The 18,331-nt window shown below is 66.6% G+C and carries 17 protein-coding genes; 13 read left to right on the plus strand and 4 right to left on the minus strand.

All coding sequences use genetic code 11. The annotated features are described in order from the left end of the window. Positions 1-21 precede the first annotated feature (21 nt). Positions 22-414, plus strand: a complete 393-nt coding sequence (locus tag AC1DK4_RS03465; protein WP_441613705.1) for a ribbon-helix-helix domain-containing protein — start codon at positions 22-24, stop codon at positions 412-414. 70 nt (positions 415-484) lie between these two features. Here the strand turns inward: AC1DK4_RS03465 and AC1DK4_RS03470 are convergent, their stop codons facing one another. Beyond that, positions 485-2,464 carry a monovalent cation:proton antiporter family protein gene (locus tag AC1DK4_RS03470; RefSeq protein WP_441613706.1) on the minus strand — a complete coding sequence of 660 codons (1,980 nt, stop codon included), beginning with the start codon at positions 2,462-2,464 and terminating at the stop codon, positions 485-487. A 151-nt stretch (positions 2,465-2,615) separates the two neighbouring features. Here AC1DK4_RS03470 and AC1DK4_RS03475 point away from each other — a divergent pair, with 151 nt between their 5' ends. The 11 genes from AC1DK4_RS03475 to AC1DK4_RS03525 all read left to right on the plus strand — a co-directional run bounded on the left by AC1DK4_RS03475 (position 2,616) and on the right by AC1DK4_RS03525 (position 11,652). Next, a complete protein-coding gene (locus AC1DK4_RS03475; RefSeq protein WP_441613707.1) occupies positions 2,616-3,599 on the plus strand; it encodes a KpsF/GutQ family sugar-phosphate isomerase in 984 nt (327 codons plus the stop codon). A 15-nt stretch (positions 3,600-3,614) separates the two neighbouring features. Continuing rightward, complete coding sequence (gene lptC / locus AC1DK4_RS03480; protein ID WP_441613708.1) at positions 3,615-4,244, plus strand: LPS export ABC transporter periplasmic protein LptC; 630 nt, start codon at positions 3,615-3,617, stop codon at positions 4,242-4,244. A gap of 89 nt (positions 4,245-4,333) precedes the next feature. Continuing rightward, complete coding sequence (lptA, locus tag AC1DK4_RS03485; RefSeq protein ID WP_441613709.1) at positions 4,334-4,978, plus strand: lipopolysaccharide transport periplasmic protein LptA; 645 nt, start codon at positions 4,334-4,336, stop codon at positions 4,976-4,978. Between the two features lie 44 nt (positions 4,979-5,022). Next, on the plus strand, positions 5,023-5,808 hold the full coding sequence (gene lptB, locus AC1DK4_RS03490; protein WP_441613710.1) for an LPS export ABC transporter ATP-binding protein: 786 nt from the start codon (positions 5,023-5,025) through the stop codon (positions 5,806-5,808). A 147-nt stretch (positions 5,809-5,955) separates the two neighbouring features. Next, positions 5,956-7,431: an RNA polymerase factor sigma-54 gene (locus AC1DK4_RS03495; RefSeq protein ID WP_441613711.1), complete on the plus strand. Its 1,476-nt coding sequence runs from the start codon at positions 5,956-5,958 to the stop codon at positions 7,429-7,431. Between the two features lie 49 nt (positions 7,432-7,480). Then, positions 7,481-7,831, plus strand: a complete 351-nt coding sequence (gene hpf / locus AC1DK4_RS03500) for a ribosome hibernation-promoting factor, HPF/YfiA family (RefSeq protein WP_477131390.1) — start codon at positions 7,481-7,483, stop codon at positions 7,829-7,831. A 404-nt stretch (positions 7,832-8,235) separates the two neighbouring features. Next, entirely contained in the window at positions 8,236-8,691 is a 456-nt protein-coding gene (ptsN, locus tag AC1DK4_RS03505; RefSeq protein WP_441613713.1) for a PTS IIA-like nitrogen regulatory protein PtsN, read from the plus strand. 77 nt (positions 8,692-8,768) lie between these two features. After that, positions 8,769-9,740 (plus strand): HPr(Ser) kinase/phosphatase, encoded by a 972-nt coding sequence (gene hprK / locus AC1DK4_RS03510; protein WP_017230420.1) that lies wholly within the window; start codon positions 8,769-8,771, stop codon positions 9,738-9,740. Beyond that, on the plus strand, positions 9,706-9,840 hold the full coding sequence (locus AC1DK4_RS03515; protein WP_441649690.1) for a PsiF family protein: 135 nt from the start codon (positions 9,706-9,708) through the stop codon (positions 9,838-9,840). Before hprK ends, AC1DK4_RS03515 begins: the two co-directional genes overlap by 35 nt. Positions 9,841-9,964: 124 nt before the next feature. Beyond that, a complete protein-coding gene (gene rapZ / locus AC1DK4_RS03520) occupies positions 9,965-10,882 on the plus strand; it encodes an RNase adapter RapZ (RefSeq protein ID WP_441649691.1) in 918 nt (305 codons plus the stop codon). Positions 10,883-10,968: 86 nt separating this feature from the next. Then, positions 10,969-11,652 (plus strand): LON peptidase substrate-binding domain-containing protein, encoded by a 684-nt coding sequence (locus AC1DK4_RS03525; RefSeq protein ID WP_441613715.1) that lies wholly within the window; start codon positions 10,969-10,971, stop codon positions 11,650-11,652. Between the two features lie 158 nt (positions 11,653-11,810). On the opposite strand, the gene mutY is transcribed toward AC1DK4_RS03525, so the two are convergent. From mutY to mutM, 3 genes are all read right to left on the minus strand, one after another. After that, positions 11,811-12,980 (minus strand): A/G-specific adenine glycosylase, encoded by a 1,170-nt coding sequence (gene mutY, locus AC1DK4_RS03530; RefSeq protein ID WP_441649692.1) that lies wholly within the window; start codon positions 12,978-12,980, stop codon positions 11,811-11,813. Positions 12,981-13,074: 94 nt separating this feature from the next. Further along, positions 13,075-15,018, minus strand: a complete 1,944-nt coding sequence (locus tag AC1DK4_RS03535; RefSeq protein WP_441649693.1) for a dynamin family protein — start codon at positions 15,016-15,018, stop codon at positions 13,075-13,077. 282 nt (positions 15,019-15,300) lie between these two features. Next, positions 15,301-16,224 (minus strand): bifunctional DNA-formamidopyrimidine glycosylase/DNA-(apurinic or apyrimidinic site) lyase, encoded by a 924-nt coding sequence (mutM, locus tag AC1DK4_RS03540; protein WP_441613718.1) that lies wholly within the window; start codon positions 16,222-16,224, stop codon positions 15,301-15,303. A gap of 176 nt (positions 16,225-16,400) precedes the next feature. Between mutM and AC1DK4_RS03545 the strand changes: the two genes are divergently transcribed. After that, positions 16,401-18,260, plus strand: coding sequence for a tetratricopeptide repeat protein (locus AC1DK4_RS03545; protein WP_441613719.1), 1,860 nt, complete (start codon positions 16,401-16,403; stop codon positions 18,258-18,260). The last annotated feature ends 71 nt before the right edge of the window (positions 18,261-18,331 follow it).

Below are 18,331 nucleotides of genomic sequence, written 5' to 3' on the forward strand. Positions count from 1 at the left end.
CGCGCCGAACCGGAGTCCCCCATGTGCGAAATCTTTATCCGGGCCAACCCGGAGTCGTACCTCTGCCAGTCGCGCTCGCTGCGCCTGCACGGCGTGGCCACCAGCATCCGGCTGGAAAGCCTGTTCTGGGAAGTCCTGGAAACGCTGGCCGGGCGCGACGGCATGAGCGTGGGCCAGCTCATCACGCGGCTGCACGACGAACTGGCCGCCTACCGCGGCGAGGCGGCGAATTTCACCTCCTTCCTGCGCGTGTGCTGCCTGCGGTACCTGATGCTGCAGGCAGAGGGCCGCATCCCGGCCGATCCGAGCATCCCGATCCGCTCGCTCGACGCGCGCTCCGTGCTCGAAGGCCTGCCGCCGTCATGGGCCGACAGCGTGGAAGGATCGAAAACCGCCAGCCGCGTGGCGGCATAGCGCCACAGCCGTGCCTTGCCGGGCGCTTGCGGGGCGTGCTTGCAGGCCGTCCTTGCGGGCCGTGCGCCCTTCAGCCCGTCAGCATGCGTTTTTCCGCCGCCTCCAGCGCCTCCGGCTGCCCGCGCAACACCACCACGTCGCCCGGCTCCAGCACGGTTTCCGGCTGGGGGTCGAAGGCGCGGATACCGCGCCGGCGCACTGCCGTCACCTCCACCCCGATGCGTTCCAGCCCCAGCGCGCCGAGGCTGCGCCCGAGCGCAGTGGCGTCGGGGCCGAGCGAGACCGAATGCAGGCGCACCGAGTCGCGCTCGACCATATCCTCTTCGTCGTCGCGCCCGTGAAAGTATCCGCGCAGCAGGCTGTAGCGCGCGTCGCGCGCCTGCTGCACGCCGCGCACCACGCGGCGCATCGGCACGCCGAGCAGCACCAGCGCGTGCGAGGCCAGCATCAGGCTGCCTTCGATGATCTCCGGCACCACCTCGGTGGCGCCGGCCTTCTGCAGGATGTCGAGTTCCGAGTCGTCCACGGTGCGCACGATCACCGGCAGGGCCGGCGCGAGCTCCTGCACGTGGTGCAGCACCTTGAGGGCGGAAGGTGTGTTGGCGTAAGTGATGATCATGGCGGCGGCCCGGTGCAGCCCGGCGGCGATCAGCGCCTCGCGCCGGCCGGCGTCGCCGTACACCACGGTGTCGCCGGCGCCCGCGGCCTCGCGTACGCGGTCGGGGTCCAGATCGAGCGCGACATAGGTGATGCCCTCGCGCTCGAGCATGTGGGCGAGGTTCTGCCCGCTGCGGCCGAAGCCGCAGATGATGGCGTGCTTTTCCGTCTGCAGGCTCTGCGCGGCGATGCGCGTCATGTTGAGCGACTGCATGAGCCATTCATTGGCGGCGAAGCGCAGCACGATGGCATCGCTGTACTGGATCAGGAAGGGCGCGGCCAGCATCGAGAGCAGCATCGAGGCCAGGATGACCTGGATCAGCACCGGATCGACCAGGTTCAGCCCGTCGATCTGGTTGAGCAGCACGAAGCCGAACTCGCCCGCCTGCGCCAGGCCCAGGCCGGTGCGGATCGCCACGCCCTGGCGCGAGCCGAACGCGCGTGCCAGGCCGGAGATCAGCAGCAGCTTGAAGAGGATCGGCACCGCCAGCAGCCCCAGCACCAGCCACAGGTGGTCCAGCACCACGTGGATATTGAGCAACATGCCGATGGTGACGAAGAACAGCCCGAGCAGTACGTCGCGGAAGGGCTTGATGTCTTCTTCCACCTGGTGGCGGTAGGGCGTCTCGGAGATCAGCATGCCGGCCATGAAGGCGCCCAGCGCCATCGACAGCCCGAGCCGCTCGGTCAGCGCCGCCATGCCGAGCGTGACCAGGAGCAGGTTGAGCATGAACAGTTCCTGCGAGCGGCGCGCGGCCACCACGTGGAACCAACGGCTCATCACTTTCTGCCCGACGAAGAAGATCAGGCTCAGGGCCACCGCGATCTTCAGCGTGGCCAGCGCCAGCGCCATGGCCATGTCGCCGGGATCGCGCGACAGCGCGGGGATCACGATCAGCAGCGGCACCACCGCCAGATCCTGGAACAGCAGGATGCTGATGATGTTGCGCCCGTGCTCGCTTTCCAGCTCCAGGCGCTCCGAGAGCATCTTGGACACGATTGCGGTGGACGACATCGCCAGCGCCCCGCCGAGCGCCACCGAAGCCTGCCAGGTCATCGGGAACGCCCAGTTGAACAGCCAGCTCGCCGGCACCACCACGAGCATCGACAGCACCACCTGCGAGCCGCCCAGCCCGAACACCTGGCGCTTCATGGCCTTGAGCTTGCTCAGGCTGAACTCCAGCCCGATCGAGAACATCAGGAAGACCACGCCGAATTCGGCCAGGTACTTGGTCTGCGCGGTATCGCTGGCCAGGCCTAGCGCGTGAGGACCGATCAGGATGCCGACCGCCAGGTATCCCAGCATCGGCGGCAGCTGCAGCATGCGGAATGCGACCACGCCGAACACGGCGGCGGCCAGCAACACGAGAGTCAGGTCCAGCGGAGAGTGCATCGACAAGGGCCTGGTACGCCGCCCCGGGACAGGGCCACGCCCGGCGCGGGCGACCCTGCCGGCGGATTACGGCAAGCGCGGCGGCCGCCTTTGCTGCCCGATCCCCGGAACAGGCAAGGCGCCATCGCATTCGTTGGTATACTTCGTCGCCATGATAGCTAATTTCAATGCGGATCGAGCACTTCGGCTTGCTCGCGAGACCCTCCAGATCGAAGCAGACGCCGTTGCCGCCCTTGCGGGCCGCCTGGACGGCGAATTCGCGCATGCCGTGCAGCTCACGCTGGAGTGCAGCGGCCGCGTGGTGGTGTCGGGCATCGGCAAGTCCGGGCATATCGGCCGCAAGGTGGCCGCTACGCTGGCGTCGACCGGCACGCCCTCGTTCTTCGTGCATCCTGCCGAGGCCAGCCACGGCGACCTCGGCATGGTCACGCGCGACGACGTGCTGATCGCCTTCTCCAATTCCGGCGAGACCGCCGAGCTGCTGTCGATCCTGCCGATCGTCAAGCGCATCGGCGCCAAGCTGATCTCGGTGACCGGCAATCCCGGCTCCACGCTGGCCAAGATGGCCGACGCCCACCTCAATGCCGGCGTCGAGAAGGAAGCTTGCCCGCTCAACCTGGCGCCGACCGCCAGCACCACCGCCGCGCTGGCGATGGGCGACGCGCTGGCGGTGGCGGTGCTCGACGCGCGCGGCTTCGGCGAGGAAGACTTCGCCCGCTCGCACCCGGGCGGCGCGCTCGGGCGCAAGCTCCTGACCCATGTGCGCGATGTCATGCGCAGCGGCAACGCGGTGCCCAAGGTGCGCGAAAGCACACCGCTGGCACAGGCGCTGATGGAAATCACGCGCAAGGGCATGGCCATGACCGCCGTGGTGGATCCGGACGATCACCTGATCGGCGTGTTCACCGACGGCGACCTGCGCCGCCTGCTGGAGACCCCCCGCGACTGGAAGACGGTGCCGATCAGCGAGGTCATGCACCGCGCGCCACACGCCGTGGGCCCGGACCAGCTGGCCGTGGAAGCGGTGCAGGTGATGGAGGCGAACCGCATCAACCAGATGCTGGTGGTCGACGCCGAGCACCGCCTGGTCGGCGCGCTGCATATCCACGACCTGACCCGCGCCAAGGTCATCTGAGGGCGGCCACAGCATATGCGGGATCTCCTGTCCTCCGTGAGCCGGCTCGGAATGCGGCTGCTGCCACTGCTGCTGATGGCGCTGGTGGCGGGCAGCACTTTCTGGCTGGTGCAGGTCAACTCGCCGCGCGAAGCCGCCACCGGCCCGGTCGGCAAGAAGCACGAGCCGGATTACTACATGATCCATTTTTCCGCCACGGAGCTTGCCGAGGACGGAAACACCAAGATGCGCTTCACCGGCGACAAGATGACCCACTTCGAGGACGACCAGACCTACGAAGTGACGCGCCCGGCCATGCGCGCCTATGAGATTGACCGCCCGCCGGTGACCGGCCACTCCGACCGCGGCACCATGAATGCCGAGGGCTCGGTGGTGGACCTGTTCGGCAACGCGCTGATCGTGCGCGCGCAGGGGCCCGATCCCGCCAAGGATCCGCAGATGACCGCTGCGTCCGAGTACTTCCAGGTGCTGGTCAACGACGACATCGTCAAGACCGACAAGGCCGTCAAGCTCACGCGCGGCCCGTCGGTGATGACCGCCAACGGCCTGATCTTCAACAACGTCACCCGCGAAGTACAATTGCTGGGTAACGTACACGGCACCATCATTACGGGGCCGCCGGCCAGCGCCGCGAAGCAGCCCTGACGAAGCCTGACGCGCCGCGCCCGGAAACAGCCAAGAAACGAAGCCGCCCGCGGGCCAGAGCCGCCCGCGCCAACCGCCACCACGCCAATATGAATCCATTCCTGACGACATCGTCCTGTCGCCGTCGCAGCACGGCTGCCCTGCTGACGCTGGCAGCCATGCTCGGCCTTGCGCTGGCCGCGCCCGCCCGCGCCGAGAAGGCCGACCGCGACAAGCCACTGGTGCTGGAGGCGGACAATGCCAGCTACGACGACGTCAAGCAGGTGTACGTACTGACCGGCAACGTGGTGCTGACCAAGGGCACCATGGTGCTGAAGTCCGATGCGGCCGAAGTGCGCACCGACCCCGAGGGCTACCAGTACGCCGTGGCCACCTCGAAGGCAGGCAAGCAGGCCTATATCCGCCAGAAGCGCGACAACGTCGACGAATACATCGACGGCTGGGGCGACCGCATCGAGTCCGACGGCAAGCAGGAAATCTCCAAGCTGATCGGCCGCGCCCGCATGGCGCGCCTGGCCGGCGCCAAGCTGGTCGACGAGATCCGCGGTGCCGTGATCACCTACGACAGCCGCAACGAGTTCTACACGGCCACCGGCGGCGCCGAGAACGCCACGGCAGGCAGCCCGTCCGGACGCGTGCGCGCGGTGCTCTCGCCGCGCCAGGAGCAGCCCGCCAGCGGCGCCGCCGCCAGTCCGCTGCCGCTCAAGCCGGCCCCTGCCCCCGCCAACCCCTGACGCCGGCGCGCAGCAGCGCCGCCCGATCCACGGATTCAGCCTTCATGACCGCTACCCAAACCGAACCGTCCCAGCCCAACGTCCTGACCGAGAGCAGCACCCTGGTCGTGCGCCACCTGAAGAAGCGCTACGGCTCGCGCACGGTGGTCAAGGACGTGTCGCTCGACGTGAAGAGCGGCGAGGTGGTCGGGCTGCTGGGTCCCAACGGCGCGGGCAAGACCACTTCGTTCTACATGATCGTCGGGCTGGTGGCGCTGGACGAAGGCGACATCGTGCTCGACGACAAGCACATCAGCGGCCTCGCCATCCACGAGCGCGCGCGCATGGGCCTGTCCTACCTGCCGCAGGAAGCCTCGGTGTTCCGCAAGCTCAACGTGCAGGAGAACATCCGCGCCGTGCTCGAGTTGCAGGTGCACGACGGCAAGCCGCTGTCCAAGGCGGATATCGAGCGACGCCTGGACTCGCTGCTCGACGACCTGCAGATCGCCCACCTGCGCGAGAATCCGGCGCTGTCGCTGTCCGGTGGCGAGCGCCGCCGCGTGGAAATCGCCCGTGCGCTGGCTTCCGCGCCGCGCTTCATCCTGCTCGACGAACCGTTCGCCGGCGTGGACCCGATCGCGGTGGGCGAAATCCAGCGCATCGTCAGCTTCCTCAAGGCACGCAACATCGGCGTGCTCATCACGGACCACAACGTGCGCGAGACGCTTGGCATCTGCGACCACGCGTATATCATCAGCGAAGGCACCGTGCTGGCGTCAGGCCAGCCCGAAGACATCATTGCCAACGAATCGGTGCGCAAGGTCTACCTGGGCGAGAACTTCCGCATGTAACGCGGGGCGCGGCCTACTGCCGCGCAGCCGGGATATTCGCGGCCAGGCGGCGTTCATGTCGCCTTTCATCCTGCAAACGATCACGGCGGCATCAGCGATAGCAATTTCCGTTCCAACGGCATGGAAGTTGCGCATAAAATAGGTCGCATGAAACCGTCGCTACAGCTCCGCCTCTCGCAGCATCTCGCGCTTACGCCGCAACTCCAGCAGTCGATCCGGCTGCTGCAACTGTCCACGCTCGAACTGCAGCAGGAAGTTGAGCAAGCGCTCACCGAGAACCCCCTGCTCGAACGCGAAAACGACTGGATCGAAAGCCCGCTGCGCGTGGGTGCCGATGGCTCCGTCAACCTGCAGAGCGCGCCCGCGCCTGCGCCCGCCGATGGCCAGGGCACCAGCGAGAACCGCCCCGACGGCGCCGCCGATGGCGACGACAACTACGCCGACAGCGGCGAGGATTACGGCAGCGACTGGAGCCTCGACGACTTTGCCCGCCGCCCGCAGGGCGACGAGGACGAAAAGACGCCGATGCAGCTGCGTGACGCCGAGCCGACGCTGCGCGAGCACCTGATGGAGCAACTCGCGCCGCTGAAGATTTCCATGCGCGACAAAGGGCTCGCGATCTTCCTGGTCGAGTCGCTGGACGACGACGGATACCTTAGCGCTTCGCTCGAGGAGATCTGCGCCGAACTGCCCGAGGAACTCGAGTTCGAGATCGACGAGGTACACGCCGTCCTGACCCTGCTGCAGAGCTTCGACCCGGCCGGCGTAGGTGCGCGCAACGCCGCCGAATGCCTGGCGCTGCAACTGCGCCGGCTCACCCATCCGCAGCGCGAACTGGCCCTGACCATCGTCACCAGCCACCTGGAGCTGCTCGCGGTGCGCGACTACACGCGCCTGAAGAAAGCGCTGCAGGTCGACGAGGCCGACCTCAAGGCCGCGCACGAACTGATCCGCTCGCTCGCCCCGTATCCCGGCCATGCCTATAGCCGCCCCGAGGCGGATTTCGTGGTGCCGGATGTTTTCGTGCGAAAAATGAGCGGCGGCTGGATCGCGCAACTCAATCCGGATGTGATGCCGCGGCTACGCATCAACGATATGTACGCGCAGATTTTGCGCGGTGCAAAAGGCGATTCAGGGGCTGCCGGACTGCAGCAAAAATTGCAGGAAGCACGCTGGTTGATCAAGAATATCCAGCAGCGCTTCGACACCATATTGCGCGTCGCACAAGCGATTGTCGAACGTCAAAAGAACTTCTTCACCCACGGGGAAATTGCGATGCGCCCCTTGGTTTTGCGGGAGATTGCCGATACACTGGGTCTACACGAGTCCACCATCTCTCGGGTGACAACCAATAAATACATGGCAACGCCGATGGGGACTTTCGAGCTGAAGTATTTCTTCGGCAGTCACGTATCCACAGAAACCGGCGGCGCGGCCTCTTCAACGGCAATTCGAGCGTTGATCAAGCAACTCATAGGAGCCGAAGATCCCAGGAATCCCCTGTCGGATAGCAGGATCGCCGAACTGCTCGGCGAGCAAGGCTTCGTGGTGGCGCGCCGTACCGTCGCCAAGTACCGCGAGGCGCTGAAAATCCCTGCCGTAAATCTCCGCAAGTCTTTGTAGCCGAGTTGCATCGCCTGCCTGATGCAACTCTTTCAGAAGGAGAAACGCTATGAACTTCAAGATCAGTGGACACCACTTGGACATCACGCCCCCGCTGCGTGAGTACGTGGAAACGAAACTGGAGCGTATCGTCAGGCATTTCGATCAAGTCATTGGCGTAAGTGTGCTGCTATCTGTCGACAATACAAAAGAAAAGGACCGGCGGCAGTACGCGGAAATCAATCTACATCTCAAGGGCAAGGACATCTTTGTCGAAGCGCATCACGAAGACCTGTATGCCGCTATCGACGCGCTAGTCGACAAGCTCGACCGGCAGGTSRTTCGCCACAAGGATCGCGTGCAAAGCCACGACCGCGAAGCGGTCAAGTATCAATTGGCCGCAGCGCAGATGCAGCAATGACCGTGCCTGGCGGCCCACCTAGGGGGCCGTCGGTGTCAGTCCCTTGAAACCAGAACAAGCCGCGCCCGATGCGCGGCTTTTTTGCGCACATTTTTGTGGCGTTCTCCCGCATTTACGGCCGGTATCGAATCACGCAAGGGGATTCCGCAAGGCCACGCTCCCGGTGTATGCTGTGCAATACATAAGCAATAGCGCGGCAATTTTTCCGTGCGCGCGGCACCGCTTCCGCGCATCGGCTATTGCAATGCACAAGGCGGGGGCGGGCCTGCTCTATAATGGCCAGACGCCCGACACCGGCATGGGATAACCGGTGAAACGAGGGCACGAGCCTTTCTATCCCCTTTGCCTGGTGCGGCCCTCTCCTGGCCACGGGCCTGCTTACTAGAAAAACCTGCGCATTCCACATGAATCGTTTGGCTAAATTGCTGCCACCCGGCAACATCAACCTCGACGTCAGCGTCACCAGCAAGAAGCGGGTGTTCGAACAGGCCGGGCTCCTCTTCGAGAACAACCATGGCGTAGCGCGCGCTACCGTGACCGACAACCTGTTCGCCCGCGAATCGCTGGGCTCGACCGGCCTCGGAGCCGGGGTTGCCATTCCGCACGGTCGCATCAAGGGCCTCAAGCAGCCCCTGGCCGCCTTCATGCGCCTGGGCGAGCCGATCCCCTTCGAGTCGCCTGACGGCAAGCCGGTGTCGCTGCTGATCTTCCTGCTCGTGCCCGAACAGGCTACCCAGCAGCACCTGGAGATCCTTTCCGAGATTGCCCAGCTGCTGTCCGACCGCGAAATGCGCGAAGGACTCGCTACCCTGCCCACTCCCGATGCCGTGCACCAGTTGCTGACGCAATGGCATCCCTGACCCGCCGGGGCAAGCCCTGCCCGGCCAACAGGGCCGTTGCCTCCCCGGCCTGAAAGCCTGTCCCCCGAAAGCACCGCATGGAACTCACTGGCGTCACCTCGCAGTCGATCTTCGACGACAACGCAGCCGACATCAAACTCTCCTGGGTCGCTGGCCTGGAAGGGGCCGACCGGGCCTTCGACGTTGAGTTCGCGCGTGAAGCCACGTCCGCCGCCGATCTCGTCGGGCACTTGAACCTGATCCACCCGAACCGGATCCAGGTGCTCGGCAAACCCGAAATCACCTATTACCAGCGTCTCGACGACGAAATGCGCAAACGCCAGATGGGCGAGCTGATCCTGCTCGAGCCGCCCTTCCTGGTGATCGCGGACGGCATGGAGCCACCCCCCGACCTGGAACTGCGCTGCACGCGCTCGTCCACGCCCCTGTTCACCACGCCGGTATCCTCGGCCGCGGTCATCGACCACCTGCGGCTCTATCTGTCGCGGATTTCCGCGCCGCGCGTGACCATGCACGGCGTGTTCCTCGACATCCTCGGCATGGGCGTGCTGATCATGGGCGAGTCGGGTCTGGGCAAGAGCGAACTAGGCCTGGAACTGATCTCGCGCGGACACGGACTGGTGGCCGACGATGCGGTGGACTTCGTGCGCCTGGGGCCTGACTTCATCGAAGGCCGCTGCCCGCCGCTGCTGCAGAACCTGCTCGAAGTGCGCGGACTGGGCCTGCTCGACATCAAGACCATCTTCGGCGAGACTGCGGTGCGCCGGAAAATGAAGATGAAGCTGGTGGTGCAGCTGGTGCGGCGCAACGATGGCGAGTTCGAGCGCCTGCCGCTGGATTCCCAATACCTCGACGTGCTTGGCCTGCCGATCCACATGGTCAAGATCCAGGTGGCGGCCGGCCGAAATCTCGCCGTGCTGGTCGAGGCCGCCGTGCGCAACACTATCCTGCGCCTGCGCGGCATCGATACGCTGCGTGATTTCATGGACCGCCAGCGTGCCGCGATGCAGGCCGATGTCGCTTCGCGCGGCCAGGGCCGCCTGCTCTGACAAGCGGTTTCTGCGCCACTTTTCGTTTGCTTATATTGCTGCAAGCATGAAGAAGGGCGACGAGCGCAAGGCATTCATGAAGGAATGCCTGTCCAAGTAACAAGGGTCGCCCTTTCGTGGACGCATGTGCAAATGGCGAACTCCGGTTCGTCATTTTTTATGAGGCCCGCCCGTCACGATACCGTCATGACGGCGTCATCGCCTGATGTTATGCTTGTGACGCTATGCGCATCATACTTATCACCGGAATTTCCGGCTCCGGCAAATCCGTCGCCCTGAACGTACTGGAAGACGCAGGCTATTACTGCGTCGACAACCTGCCGGCCCAGTTCATCCCGGAACTGGCGCGCTACCTGGCCGCCCAGGGCTATACCCACCTCGGCGTCGCCACCGATATCCGCAGCCGCGAATCGCTGGACCAGTTGCCCGGCACGCTGCGCGACCTCGCCGCGGAGCACGAGGTCCGCGTAGTCTTCCTGACGGCCAATACCGATGCGCTGGTACAGCGCTACTCAGAGACCCGCCGGCGGCACCCGCTGTCGATGCGCATCGACAAGGCCGGCCTGCCCGCCGCCACGGGCGACGATGCGGGCAATGCACCCGATGCCGATGCGCCGCTCAACGACACTTCGCTGATCGAAGCGATCGAGATGGAGCGCGAGCTGCTCAGCCCCCTGGCGGAAGCCGCGCACCGCATCGATACCAGCAATGTGCGCACCAACACCCTGCGCGCGTGGATCAAGGAGTTCGTGCGGGACGACGACCTGCGGCTCACGCTGCTGTTCGAATCGTTCGGCTTCAAGCACGGCGTGCCCAGCGACGCGGACATGGTGTTCGATGTGCGCTCGCTGCCGAATCCTTACTACGACCTCGCGCTGCGGCCGCTGACCGGGCGCGACGAGCCGGTGATCGATTTCCTGCAGAGCCAGCCGATGGTGCTGGCGATGGCCGAGGATATCCGCGCCTACGTCGAAAAGTGGCTGCCGAGTTTCATCGCCGACAACCGCAGCTACCTGACCGTGGCCATCGGCTGCACCGGCGGCCAGCATCGTTCGGTGTACATCGCCGAAAGACTTGCCAACTATTTCCGCGCGCATGGTAATGTGCTGGTGAGACACCGCGAGCTCGCGCCGGGCGGCTGACATGCCGCGACGCCAGGCTCCGCGGTCCCCGCCCGGGCCGCCGGTGTCCGGCATCGCTGCCCGGGCGCAACCTTTGCTGGCTCAGCATGTCCTCACGCGCCACGCCCACCGCTCCCGGCCCGTCGACCTCGCCGTCCTCATCCGCTACGCCGGCGCCGCCCCGGCTGGATAGCCTGCCGCTGTTTCCGCTGCACACCGTTCTGTTCCCCGATGGCCTGCTGCCACTGCGCGTGTTCGAGGCGCGCTACGTGGACATGGTGCGTGCCTGCATGCGCGACCGCACACCCTTCGGCGTGTGCCTGATCGCCAGCGGCAGCGAGGTCGCGCATCCCGGCGAGCCCACCATGCCGGAGACGGTCGGCTGCCTTGCGGATATCGTCGATTGCAATATGGAGCAGCTCGGCGTGCTGCTGATCAGCACGCGCGGGCGGCAGCGCTTCCAGCTGCTCAGCCACAGCGTGCGCGAAGACGGCCTGATGGTGGGCCAGGCCAGATTGCTGCCTGCGGACATCATCGACTGCAAGCTCGAATTGCTGGGCGAATGCCTGACCGTGCTACGCCGCATCGTCAGCTCGCTGCACGCCGAGCATCCCGGCAAGCTGCCCTTCAGCGAGCCTTTCCTGTGGGACGACCCGAGCTGGGTGGCGAACCGCCTGTGCGAACTGCTGCCGGTACCGCTCAAGGCGAAGCAGATGCTGATGGCCCTGCCCGATGCGGGGATGCGGATCGAGATCGTCCACAAATACATGCACCAACACCACATCCTCTAGGAAGGTTCAGGAAGGTTCAGGAAGGGACGAGCAAATCTGCTGCGCAAGCGGTGGCAGGCACTGTGGTGCTCGCCGTACCCATCTACGGCCGCGCTCCTCGCACCTGCCGCCTGCCACCTGCCGCCCGCTGCGATCTCTTCACCCTTGCTGACCCACCCTTAGAACAAGCCTCCCCGCGCTTGCGTTTCCAGCAGCTTGCGTACCGGTGCGGGAGTGCCGACTTCATCCAGGTCGTCGAGCGAGATCCAGCGCAGCGCCGGGCCGTCGCCGCTATCGCGCACGGCCAGCGCGCCGCTCATGTCGACGCGGATGGCGCGGATGAGCAGGCGAAAGTGGGTGAAGACGTGGGTGAGCTCGCCGACCATCGCGGCGCGGTCCGGGGTTCCGAATTCGCGGGCGCGTTCGAGCGCCGCGTCTTCGGCCTGCTCGGCATCGAAGGGCACGGTGTCGACCGGCATTTCAGGCAGGCTCCACAATCCACCCCAGATGCCGCTGTCCGGGCGCAGCGCCAGCAGGACCTCGCGGCGGCGCCGCACCAGCAGCATCACGGTGCTGCGCTCGGGGATGGCGGCGCGCGGCTTGGGCGTGGGCAGCACGGCAGTCAGGCCGTCGCGGCGCGCCACGCAGTCCGCCGACAGCGGGCACGACTGCGCCGCGCCCAGGCATGCAGGCTTGCCGCGCGAGCAGACCGTGGCGCCGAGATCCATCAGGCCCTGGGTGTAGGACACCATATCCTCGGACTGCGCAGGTCCCTCGGCCGGCAACACTTCGCCCGCCAGCTGCCACATGCGGGTCTCGACCGCCTTGACGCCGGGATGTCCGTGAATGCCGAAGAACCTGGCGAACACGCGCTTGACGTTGCCATCCAGGATCGGCGATCGCACGCCGGCGCTGAACGCGGCCACCGCGGCCGCGGTGGAGCGGCCGATGCCGGGCAGCGTCACCAGTACCTCCGGATCGGTCGGGAACGCGCCGCCGTGCTCGCTCATCACGGCCTTGGCGCAGCGATGCAGGTTGCGCGCGCGCGAGTAATAGCCGAGCCCGGCCCACAGGGCCATCACCTCATCGGCGCTCGCGGCGGCAAGCGCGGCGACCGTGGGAAGGCGGCTTACAAAACGCTGGAAGTACTCGATCACCGCGCTGACCTGGGTCTGCTGCAGCATGATCTCGGACAGCCAGATGCGATAGGGATCGCGTGTGTTCTGCCACGGCAGGTCATGGCGCCCGTGCACGCGCTGCCACGCCACCACGCGGGCGGCAAAGTCGGCGCACGGCGGGGCTACGGCGGCGGGAGTATCAACAGGCAGGGCGGCGGACTTGCGGGGCATCGGAGACGTGACGGGAAAGGCGGCGGCGCCGGGAGCGGCGGCGCGTCATGATACCGCCTCCCGCGCCACGGCCCCGCCGTGCCTGTGCCCTGCCTCAGGCCGCAACCGCCCGCGCCGGGGCGGCGCTGCCCTCCGAGCCCAGGATCTGCCCGGCGAACGATTCGATCCGTCCGCTGCGGTCGTCAAGGCCGTTGAGCACTTCCTCGAGCTGCGCGATGCGGCTCTCGAGCGTGTCGGTGGCTTCGTGGATGCGCTCGATCGAATCGACCCGGCGGCGCAGCTGCTTCTGGTGCTCGCGCACCTGCGCCTCCAGCGGCGTCATCACCGACTTGAGCCAGATCTCGATATCGCGGTTGAGGTCGCGGAAGGTCTCCAGCACGCGGCTGGAGATGGTGGAGAACGCGCTCTGCACCAGCTGCGGGCGCGAACGCGTCAGCATGCTCATGGCGCCGAAGTGCGTATTGGCCAGTGTCAGCGTCAGCTGCAGTTCGCTGATATAGCGCGCGGTGACGAACTGGATCGGCGCCGGCAGCGTGAAGCCATGCTCCGCATTGAAGCGGCGGTACATGCTTTCGGTGAGCTGATGGAGCTGGACGATCTTCTGGTCGGCCTCGCTCACCAGTTCGCCGAGCCGCGCGAACAGGCTGTCCATGTCTTCGCGCAGGCCGCGCGAGAAGAACCTTTCCTTCATCTGCTCGCGCCGGTCGCGCATGGTGCGACGCACGTCGCGCAGCTGCAGGCTCTTGATGATGTCGGCGCTGTGCCGCCCGAACACCAGCCGCAGGGCCTGGAACTTGGCGATGCTCTGCTCGAACTCTTCCTTCTCGGACTGCACGCGCGAGAGCATGTGCTTGACCATTGCGTGGTTCTTGCCGCGCAGGCCGCGCAGCTCGAACAACTGCTCGACGATGCTGCGGCGGCGGCTTTGCAGCAGCTGCTGCGCGCCGCGCGCCATCTCCTCCACGGAGCGCTGCACCTGGTCGGCGACGATCTCGCGCCGCTGCGGGATCAACTGGTCCGACAGCACGTGTTCGAACTGCGGCAGGCCGCTGCGCGCAAGCAGGTCGTCGTCGTGCGTCACCTTGGCGACCAGCCCCTTCTGCGCCGACACCGGATAGACGCGCGATTCGTCGATGCCCAGCACCTGCGCGCTGGTGGTGACCTGGCGCGTGATCTCCGCCGCGGTCTCGGACGGCGTCTTGAGCGGGTCCCACAGGCCGTCGATCTTGTTGAGCACCGCCAGGCAACCCTTGCGGTGGCCGGCGCTGACATGGCTGCGCCAGAGCTCGAGGTCGCTCTTGGTCACGCCCGCGTCGGCTGCGAGCATGAACACCACCACATGCGCATCCGGGATCAGGCGCAGCGTCAGCTCCGGCTCGGTACCGATGGCGTTCAGCCCCGGCGTGTCGAGGATCACCAGGCCCTGGCGCAGCAGCGGATGCGGGAAGTTGATCACCGCATGGCGCCAGCGCGAAATCTCCACCATGCCGTCGGCGTCGAGCGCGTACGCGGCGTCGGGGTCCTTGTCGTTGTACAGGCCCAGCGATTCGGCCATCTCGCGCGTGACGCGGCTGGTCTCGATCACGTGGCGGAAGGCGGCGAGCATGCCGTCGGGCGACGACGGATCGAGCGGCACGGTATGCCAGTGCGAATCGACGTCGAGGAAGTCGGCGGTGGAGGCTTCCTGCATGCGCGTCTCGATCGGCAGCAGGCGTATGCAGGGCGCCTCGCTCTCGTCGTAGCGCAGCTCCGTCGGGCACATGGTGGTGCGCCCGGCCGACGACGGCAGGATGCGCCGGCCGTAGTCGGCAAAGAAGATGGCGTTGATCAGTTCGCTCTTGCCGCGCGAGAACTCAGCAATGAAGGCAACCTTGAGCCGGTCACTCTTGAGCACGCCCTGGATGCGCTGCACGCGTTCGTCAGCCTGCGCATCGTAGAGATCGTGCTGCTGCAGCCACGAGCGGAATTCAGCCAGGGAATCGAGTACCCCGGTTCTCCAGGCACCGTATTGTTCGAATTGATGGACGAGGGTTGTCATTGGTACTGGGATCTTGAGCGCTGAGCCCCGCGGCAGCGCCAGGTGCCACGCGCAGGAATCTACGCCGGCTCGCGCCAGGACGGGGGCTGTGGATGCTGTAACACTTTTTTACGTTCTCGACGATACAGGTTTCCCAAGCACTTTTGTGAAATTCGAAGCGCCTGTGCGCGCCCGGTGTTGCGCCGGCCCATCGGGCGCGCGCAACATACTCCGGAAGGTAACAAAGAGCCACTTTTACGTGGCGTTGCTCCGCGCGCCCTGCCGCGGCGAGCCGCATGCCGTTCAACGCTGGCAGGTCGGGCAATAGAAGGTGGAGCGCTGCCCCTGGACGATCTGGCGGATGGTGGTGCCGCATACCCGGCATGGATGACCGGCGCGGTCGTACACGGCGCAGTCCAGCTGGAAGTAGCCGCTGCTGCCGTCGCTGCCGACGAAGTCGCGCAGGGTGCTGCCGCCGCGCTCGATGGCGCGTGCGAGCGTGTCCCGCACGGCCGCCGCGAGCCGCTCGCAGCGCGCCAGCGACAGCCGGCCGGCCGGCGTGGTGGGACGGATGCCGGCGGCGAACAGGCTTTCCGACGCGTAGATATTGCCCACGCCGACCACGATGTCGCCGGCCAGCAGCACCGTCTTGATGGCTGCGCTGCGCCCGCGGCCGTGGCGATAGAGCCAGCTCCCGTCGAAACGCTCGTCGAACGGCTCGATGCCGAGCCCGCGCAGCAGCGGATGCGTGTTCAGCGCGGCCTCTTCCAGCGGGCTCCACAGCACCGCACCAAAACGGCGCGGGTCGCGAAAGCGCAGCACGAGCGAGTCAGCCCCGCCCGGCGCAAGCGGGTCGGCAAGGACCAGGTCGAGATGATCGTGCGCCCCCGGCGAGGGCGCCTGCGGCAGCACACGCAAGGTGCCGGTCATGCCAAGGTGGATCAGCAGCCAGCCGCGGTCGCCGGCGGGCGCCGGGGCAACTGCGTGCGCTCCTGCGTGCTCCGCCGCCAAAGTACTGTCCGCGGCGGCGCGCACGCATTCCAGCAGCAGGTACTTGCCGCGCCGCTCGATGCGCGCGATCACGCGTCCGGCCAGTTGCGCCTCCAGGCCGGCTTCCACCGGCCAGCGCAAGCCGCGATGACGAACCACCACCTCGGCGATGCGCCGTCCCACCACATGCGGCAGCAAGCCGCGCCGGGTCACTTCGACCTCCGGCAACTCAGGCATCGAACCTCTCCCTTGCGCGCCACTCAAACCGCCAGAGACCCCATGTACGCTGGCGCCATGCGGACAAGCAAGGCATTGTAGCGGCAGGCTACAATGCCTTTAACTTTCCCATTGCATTTGCGCTTTTGCGTGCTGGAGCACCCCCCCACATGCCGGACCGCCTGGACCGTATCACGATGACCACCGCTGACTCCACCCTTATCCGGCGGCCCCTGCGTCACAGGCTCGCGGCTACCGCTGCGGCCGCGCTTGCGGTCTGTGCCCTGGCGCCGCTCGCCGGCCATGCTGCGCCCGCCGAGGGCAAGCGGCCGCTCACGCTGGCGGCGGAGGCCGCACCCGCGCCCATCCGCTCCAGCCCCTTGCCGCCCAGGATGCCGCTGCCGGCCGTGTCGCTGACCGGCGATATCCTGTACCGCGTGCTGGCCGCGGAAATCTCCGTGCAGCGCGGGGTGATCGGCCCGGCGTACCAGACCTACATGGAACTGGCCCGCAATACGCTCGACCCGCGCTTCGCGCAACGCGCCACCGAGATTGCGTTCAATGCACGCAGCGCGCAGCAGGCGCTGGATGCCGCGCGGCTGTGGACCGAACTCGCGCCGACCTCGGCCGGTGCGCGCCAGGTGCTGTCCACCCTGCTGGTGCTGAGCGCCAAGTGGGACGAGGCCGAGCCCCTGCTCGCGCTGCAGCTCAATGGCGTGCCGCCGAGCCACCGGCCGGAGGCAGTCCTGCAGATGCAGCAGCAATTGTCGCGCACCAGCGATCCCGCCGGCGCCGCGGCCCTGCTGCAGCGCCTGGTGGCCGACGATATGCGCTCGGCCGAAACCCACCTGGCACTGGCCCGGGCCAAGGAAGCCGCCAGCGATATCCCCGGCGCCCTCGCCGAACTCGACGAGGCGCAGCGCATCCGGCCAGACTACGAAGCCGCGGCGCTGATGGCTGCCGAACTGCGCGCGGATACCGCACCAGACCAGGCCATCGCCGGCCTGAAGTCGTTCGTCAGCAAGGCGCCGGCTTCGGTCAACGGGCACATCACGCTGGCTCGCCTGTACCTGCTGCAGAATGACCTGCCATCCGCGCGCGCCGAGTTCGAGACCCTGCGCAAGATCGCACCGAAGGATCCGCGCGTGCCGCTCGCGCTCGGGCTGACCAGCCTGCAGTCCAAGCGCTACGACGAGGCCGAGCAATACCTCAAGGAGTACCTGCAGCTGGCCGAGCAGGTGCCCTCGGCGAGCCCGGATATCGCCTACCAGTACCTCGCACAGATCGCCGAGGAAAAGAAGGACTACCCGGCCGCGGTGGCCTGGCTCGACCGGATCGACGACAGCCGCCTGGCGCCCGCCGCCGCCGTGAAGCGCGCGCAGCTGCTGGGCCGCATGGGCAAGCTCGACGATGCCCAGGCGGTCTTCAACGACATGCTGGCCGATGCCGAGGATATTGCCGAGCCCGACCAGCGCGCCCAGCGCATGACCGCGATCCGCCAGGCCGAGGTCGGCATGCTGATCGACGCCAAGGCCTACGACCGTGCCCGCAAGGTGCTGGAAGAACGCTCCGCGGCCGAGCCCGAGAACCCGGACTGGGTCTACGAGCTGGCCATGCTCGACGAGCGCGAGAAGCGCTACGACAGCATGGAGAAGCTGCTGCGCCGGGTGATCGCCATGCAGCCCGAGCAGAAGCAAGGCTACAACGCGCTCGGCTATTCGCTGGCGGACCGCAACGTGCGCCTGCCCGAAGCTCTGCAATTGCTGGAAAAAGCCTCGGCGCTGGGCCCGGACGATCCCTACATCATGGATAGCCTGGCCTGGGTCAAGTTCCGCCTCGGCCAGCTCCAGCCGGCGGCCGAACTGTTGCGCAACGCCTACGCCAAGGCGCCCGAGGCCGAAATCGGCGCCCACCTGGGCGAGGTCCTGTGGCAACTCGGCCAGCAAGACGAAGCGCGCAAGACCTGGACCGAGGCCGCCAAGATCGAGCCCGACAACGTGATCCTGATCGACACCCTGCGCCGCTACAACGTGCCGGTCTCCGCGCTGTCCAAGTAAGCCCTCGATCACCTTCCTTTCCGTCCAGCTTTCGATAATCCGCACCCTGTCCTCCCGGCCCGCGCCGGGAG

This window comes from Cupriavidus sp. 05N38, from assembly GCF_056397345.1.